This is a genomic window from Amycolatopsis sp. SID8362, from assembly GCF_010550475.1.
In the GTDB taxonomy this organism is placed as follows: Bacteria; Actinomycetota; Actinomycetes; order Mycobacteriales; family Pseudonocardiaceae; genus Amycolatopsis; species Amycolatopsis eburnea.
The window spans coordinates 1-5,815 of record NZ_JAAGNB010000584.1; the positions used below are offsets into that span (position 1 = coordinate 1).

General features: G+C 72.2%; 6 protein-coding genes and 1 pseudogene. 2 read left to right on the plus strand and 5 right to left on the minus strand.

Annotation, left to right across the window (positions count from 1 at the left end; translation table 11 throughout):
- The 3 genes and pseudogenes from G3I65_RS58785 to G3I65_RS18315 all read right to left on the minus strand — a co-directional run.
- Positions 1-89 (minus strand): annotated as a pseudogene (locus G3I65_RS58785) (SAM-dependent methyltransferase); the annotation flags it as partial.
- A 1-nt stretch (position 90) separates the two neighbouring features.
- Positions 91-435, minus strand: a complete 345-nt coding sequence (locus G3I65_RS18310; protein ID WP_160697188.1) for a glyoxalase/bleomycin resistance/extradiol dioxygenase family protein — start codon at positions 433-435, stop codon at positions 91-93.
- 1 nt (position 436) lies between these two features.
- On the minus strand, positions 437-589 hold the full coding sequence (locus tag G3I65_RS18315) for a ribbon-helix-helix protein, CopG family (RefSeq protein ID WP_086863900.1): 153 nt from the start codon (positions 587-589) through the stop codon (positions 437-439).
- A gap of 165 nt (positions 590-754) precedes the next feature.
- Between G3I65_RS18315 and G3I65_RS18320 the strand changes: the two genes are divergently transcribed.
- Positions 755-2,299: an alkaline phosphatase gene (locus tag G3I65_RS18320; protein ID WP_160697189.1), complete on the plus strand. Its 1,545-nt coding sequence runs from the start codon at positions 755-757 to the stop codon at positions 2,297-2,299.
- 104 nt (positions 2,300-2,403) lie between these two features.
- Positions 2,404-4,275 carry an RICIN domain-containing protein gene (locus G3I65_RS18325; RefSeq protein ID WP_160697190.1) on the plus strand — a complete coding sequence of 624 codons (1,872 nt, stop codon included), beginning with the start codon at positions 2,404-2,406 and terminating at the stop codon, positions 4,273-4,275.
- Here the strand turns inward: G3I65_RS18325 and G3I65_RS18330 are convergent, their stop codons facing one another.
- Together G3I65_RS18330 and G3I65_RS18335 are read right to left on the minus strand one after the other, a co-directional pair.
- The gene (locus G3I65_RS18330; protein WP_160697191.1) at positions 4,276-5,376 is read right to left on the minus strand and encodes an alpha/beta hydrolase; all 1,101 of its coding nucleotides are present in this window, start codon (positions 5,374-5,376) and stop codon (positions 4,276-4,278) included.
- A 61-nt stretch (positions 5,377-5,437) separates the two neighbouring features.
- Positions 5,438-5,815, minus strand: a 378-nt coding sequence (locus G3I65_RS18335) for a P1 family peptidase (protein WP_203612424.1), incomplete at its 5' end; no start/stop codon positions are given.

The following is a 5,815-nucleotide window of genomic DNA, read 5'->3' on the forward strand; positions in this document are numbered from 1 at the left end:
TCGGCGAACACGTGCGGCGGCGGGTCGGCCGCGACGTGCAGGGCCCGCCACAACGCTGTGCGCACCGCCGTGCTGTCCGGCGCGGTCACGTCAGCCCGCCGCGGGCGCGGACAGCGTCCACGTCCGCCCGTCGGGGTCGCGGACGGTCATCTCGCGGGTCCCGTAGTGGGTGACCTCGAACGGGGTGACGACCTCGACGATGTCGTCGGCCCGGAACGCGTCCGCGTCGGGCACCTTGAAGACGACCTGCTGCCGCGGTTCCCGGCTTTCGGGCACCTCGGCGATGAACAGGTACGGGCCGTCGCCGTTGCGGAGCAGCCCCGAGGTGTGGTCGGTCGCGAAGTCGATTTCGTAGCCCAGTGCCTGGAAGAACTTGGCCGCCTTGCCCCAGTTGTGCGTCTCCAGGTACACGACGTCGATGCCCTCGGTCGTCATGTCAGTGCTCCTCTTCGGTCCGGAGGTAGGCGCGCAGCGCTTCGGCGACGAGCGCCGACAGCGACTGCTCCGTTTCGACGGCTCGGTGCTTGACCTGCCGGATCAAGCCGACCGGCAGGTACACGTTGAACTGCTTGACGTCTTCATCGCCCACGGACCGACCCTAGCATGCTAGCAAGCTAGCCGTCACGCTCCGAATCTGACGGGATCGCCATCACCAATCCGGGTGTACACCACCGGGTCACCACGATGTCGCACCGTGGTCATCCGGCGAATTTAGCTTGAGGGCCGCATTCGGTCTTTTCGGAAGAGGTGACACATGGCAGGCACACCGTCGCGACGACGGGTCCTCCTCGCGGGTACGGCCGCGCTCGGCGCCGCCGCGCTGTCCGGGGTTCCCGCCGCGGCCGCGGAAGGCGCCGGGTCCGCGCCGGTCCGGTCCCCGTTCACGCTGGGCGTCGCCTCGGGCGACCCGCTGCCCGGCGGCGTGGTGCTGTGGACGCGGCTCGCACCCGAGCCCCTGGCGGTCGACGGGGGCATGCCCGCGCGGCCGGTCCCGGTGAGCTGGCAGGTCGCCGAGGACGAGCGGTTCCACCGCGTCGTCGCGGCGGGTGCCGAACTCGCCCGGCCCGAGGCGGCCCACACGGTGCACGTCGAGGTCGGCGGGCTGCGGCCCGGCCGCGAGTACTTCTACCGCTTCCGGGCCGGGTCCGAGCTGAGCCCGGTGGGCCGCACGAAGACCGCGCCGCGGCCGGGCGCGCGGACCGACCGGTTCGCGTTCGCCTTCGCCAGCTGCCAGAACTACCCGGAGGGCTTCTACACCGCCTACCGGCACCTGGCGGAGGAAGACCTGGACCTGGTCGCGTTCCTCGGCGACTACATCTACGAAGGCGGCGCCCAGGGCACGATCGGCCGGGGACACGCGCCCGCCGCCGAGATCTGGACCCTCGCCGACTACCGCACCCGGCTGGCGCAGTACAAGACCGACCCGGACCTGCAGGCCGCGCACGCCGCGTTCCCGTGGGCGGTCGTGTTCGACGACCATGAGGTGGAGAACAACTGGGCCGGCGACATTTCCCAGCCCGACACCGAACCCGACCAGGACCCGGCGGTGTTCCGGCAGCGCCGCGCGGCCGCGTTCCAGGCCTACTACGAGCACATGCCGCTGCGGCGGGCCCAGCGCCCGGCCGGCCCGGACATCCGGATCCACCGCAGGCTCACCTTCGGCGACCTCGCCGACGTCCACCTGCTCGACACCCGGCAGTTCCGCGACGACCAGGAGGTGTCGCCGCAGCAGCGCCTCGACCCGGACCGCACGATCCTCGGCGCCGCGCAGAAGGCGTGGCTGCTGGGCAACCTGGCCGGCCCGACCGCGCGGTGGAACATCCTGGCGCAGCAGGTGTTCTTCTCCGCCCGCGACTTCACCGCGGGCCCGGAGCAGAGCTTCAGCGACGACGCCTGGGACAGCTACCCGGCCGAGCGCGACTTCGTCCGCGACCACCTGGCGAAGGCGAGCAACCCGGTGGTGATCACCGGCGACGTGCACGCGAGCTACGTCGCCGACATCAAAGCCGACTTCGCGAACCCGGCGTCGGCGACGGTGGGCACCGAGCTCGTGGGCACGTCGATCACTTCGGGCGGCGACGGCGTCGAGCAGAACGCGGGGGACGCCGTGCAGCTGCGGGAGAACCCGCACCTCAAGTTCGTCAACCGGAAGCGGGGGTACGTCCGCAACGTCGTCACGCGGACGGAGTGGACGGCGGATTACCGCGTGGTCGACTACGTTTCGCGGCCGGGAGCGCCGGTGAGCACCCGGGCGAGCTTCGTCATCGCCGACGGGGAGGCGGGTGCCGTCCGGCGGTAGTTCCGCCGTTCGCCGCTTGACGGCCGATCGCCGCGCCGTTCAGAATGCAAGCCGGACAACGCTTGTTAGCGTTAACATTCTGCCGACGAGGTCGGAGCGATGCCGTGAAGCTGCGCTGGTTGCTGTCCGTGGTCCTGGCGTTCGCCGGAGTCGTGCCGGCGGCCGGGGTCGCCGTCGCGGCGGAGGTGGCCGTGCCGCCGCCCGTCATGGGCTGGGCGTCGTGGAACACCTTCGCCGCGAAGATCGACTACTCGGTCATCAAGGCGCAGGCCGACGCGCTCGTGTCCTCGGGTCTCAAGGACGCCGGCTACAGCTACGTCAACATCGACGAAGGCTGGTGGCAGGGCACCCGCGACAGCGCCGGCAACATCACCGTCGACACCGCCGAGTGGCCCGGCGGGATGTCGGCGATCGCGGATTACCTGCACAGCAAGGGGTTGAAGGCCGGGATCTACACCGACGCCGGGCGCGACGGGTGCGGTTACTACTACCCGACCGGCCGCCCCGCGGCGCCCGGGTCCGGCAGCGAGGGCCACTACCTGCAGGACATGCTGCAGTTCCAGCGCTGGGGCTTCGACTTCGTCAAGGTCGACTGGTGCGGCGGCGACGCCGAGGGGCTCGACCCGGCGAGCACCTACCGGGCGATCAGCGACGCCAACCGGGCCGCGACCGCGCAGACCGGGCGGACGCTCGCGCTGTCGATCTGCGACTGGGGCAAGAAGAACCCGTGGAACTGGGGGCCCGGCACGGCCCCGATGTGGCGCACCAGCACGGACATCATCTACTACGGCCAGACCGCGACCCTGCCGCAGGCGCTCACCAACTTCGACCAGGCGCAGCACCCCGTCTCGCAGCACACCGGGTACGTCAACGACCCCGACATGCTGACCGTCGGGATGCCCGGCCTGTCCGCCGCGCAGGGCCGGACCGAGTTCGGGATGTGGGCGGTCTCCGGGGCGCCGCTGCTGGCGGGCAACAACCTCGCGACGATGAGCGCGGAGACGGCGAACATCCTCAAGAACCGGGAAGTCATCGCCGTCGACCAGGATTCCCGTGGCCTGCAAGGGGTCAAGGTCGCCGAGGACGCCGCCGGGCTGCAGGTCTACGGGAAAGTCCTGAGCGGTACCGGCAAACGCGCGGTGCTGCTGCTCAACCGGACGTCGTCGGCGGCGACGATGACCGCGCGCTGGGCCGATCTCGGCCTGACGCCGGCCGCGGCCCGGGTCCGGAACCTGTGGGCCGCCGCCGACGAAGGCAGCTACAGCACCGGTTACAGCGTCAGCGTGCCGGCCGGCGACTCGGTGCTGCTGACCGTCGAAGGCACCGACGCCGCGGCCGCGCACGGCACGACGGTCACCGCGGCCGCGACCGGGCTGGCCGTGGCGACCTTCACCTACAGCGCGACCGCCGCGCAGACCGCGACCCTCGCGGTGAACGGCCAGCAGCCGACCGCCCTCGCCTTCCCGGCGACCGGGGGAGCGGCCAAGAGCGTCTCGGCAGTGGTCTCCCTGGGCAAGGGCACGAACACCCTGAAGCTCACGGGTACGCCACCGCCGGTCACCGACGTCGCGGTGCTGCCGCTGCCCGGGACCGACGGCGTCCAGGTCGTCGGCACGCAGTCGGGCCGCTGCCTCGACGTGAACGACAACAGCATCGCCAACGGCGTCCAGGCGCAGCTGTGGGACTGCGCCGCCGGGCCGAACCAGACGTGGGCGCCGGTGCGCGGCCAGCTCGTCGTCAACGGCACGAAGTGCTTGGACGCGTACAACAACGGCACCGCCAACGGGACGGCCGTCGTGATCTGGGACTGCAACGGCCAGCGCAACCAGCAGTGGACGCTGAACGCGAACGGGACCGTCACCAACGCGCTGTCCGGGCTGTGCCTGGACGCGAGCGGCGCCGCCACCGCGAACGGCACGAAGATCATCCTCTGGGCGTGCGGCGGCGGCGCCAACCAGCAGTGGACCCGAAGGTGACTAGCGGAGGTAGCGCGCGAAGAAGGCGCTCAGCACCGCGCGCTGGGTGGCCAGGCTGCGGCCGGGGTCGATCGTGCCGACGTACGGCGCGATCGACCCCGGGTCGAGCCCGAGCTGGGGGAGGAGCACCTGGTAGTCGGTGTAGCTGAAGTGCTCGCCGTCGGGCAGGTGGTGTTCGCGGACCGGCCCGCGCTGGTGGCTCAGGAACTCCTGCCACGAACCGTCGGACGCGGCGCTGTGGTCGCCCGCGCTCAGCAGCAGGAACGGCCGGTCGAGGCCTTCGGTGGCGATCCGGCCGTAGTCGCGGTTCGACTGGGAGTACGCCATGCTGCCGTCGAGGTCGGCGCCCGCGTCGACGCGCCGGTCGGACACCATCGTCTCGCCGGTGGTGAAGCCGCCGCCGGAGTGGCCGAACATGCCGGTCCGCGAGAGGTCGAGGGAAAGCCTCGGCAGTTCCCGCTGCTCGGCGTCGGGATTCCCGCCCCTGGCCAGGGTTTCCAGCGCGTCGAGGACGAGCCGGGTGTCGGCCACCCGGGTCGCGATGAGCTGCTTGCCCGCGTCCGGGCCGGACGGCAGCGCCCGCCGTTCGACGCGGCCGCCGGGGAACTCCACCGCCGCCGGTTCGTGCGTGTGGTCGATCGCCACCGTCACGTAGCCCTCGCTCGTGAGCTGTTCGAGCAGCGCCGTCCCGACCGAACGCGGGTACTTCGCGCTGGGCGAATAGAGCACGACCGGCCGCGGCCCACCGGCGGCGGGCGCGCCGGCGCGGGCGTGCGTGGGGAAGGTGTAGCCGAGCCGGTCCGCCGGGATGCCCAGCAGGCGAGCGTCCTCTTCGGCCACCGGCCCGGCGGCCCCGGGGGTCAGGTAGGGCGCTTGGGGGCCACCCGGCCGCGCGGGGTACCGGACGGTGATCATCAGCTCCCGGGTCGTGCCCGCGACCCACGGGTCCGGCCGGGCGTGGTCGACGAGGTGCAAGTCGGTGCTGCCGACGGCGTACGGGCCGGTGGGCGCGGGCAGCCGGAGCGGCGTGGCGGCCGAGGCGGCGGGGACGGCGGTCAGGAGGAGGACGCCGGTGAGCCCGGCGGCGAGCGTTTTTCGCATGCTTCGACCGTATTGCCGGGTTCGGCGCGGGACATCGGGATGATCACCGAGAACGACCCCGTCAGGGACCCGTCCAGTGCGCGATCGGCAACGCGGGCGCGCGGTGCCCGCGGTGGCCGGTCATCTCCCGGCCGGCGACGAGCGCGTTGAGCACGGCTTCCTCGACGGCCTGCACGACCGCTTCGAAGAACGGGTCGATCCGGCCCCACGGCACGAACCGGAGGCTTTCGTACTCGGCGTCGGTGGTGCGCGGGAAAGCGCTCGTCAGCGCGCCGGGGTTCGCGGTGCTGAAGGCGAGGAACAGGTCGCCCGAGAAGTGCGAGCCGGTCGTGCCGGTGCGGGCGAGGCCGAGCGGGACGCGCCGGGCGAGCGCCGTGCACTGCCCCGGCAGCAGGGGCGCGTCCGTGCCGACCACGACGATCACCGAGCCCGCGCCGGG

Excerpts from the sequence above, each read along its gene's own strand:
- G3I65_RS18310 (WP_160697188.1), bottom strand. The coding sequence starts at position 435 with ATGACGACCGAGGGCATCGACGTCGTGTACCTGGAGACGCACAACTGG.
- G3I65_RS18320 (WP_160697189.1), top strand. The coding sequence starts at position 755 with ATGGCAGGCACACCGTCGCGACGACGGGTCCTCCTCGCGGGTACGGCC.
- G3I65_RS18330 (WP_160697191.1), bottom strand. The coding sequence starts at position 5,376 with ATGCGAAAAACGCTCGCCGCCGGGCTCACCGGCGTCCTCCTCCTGACC.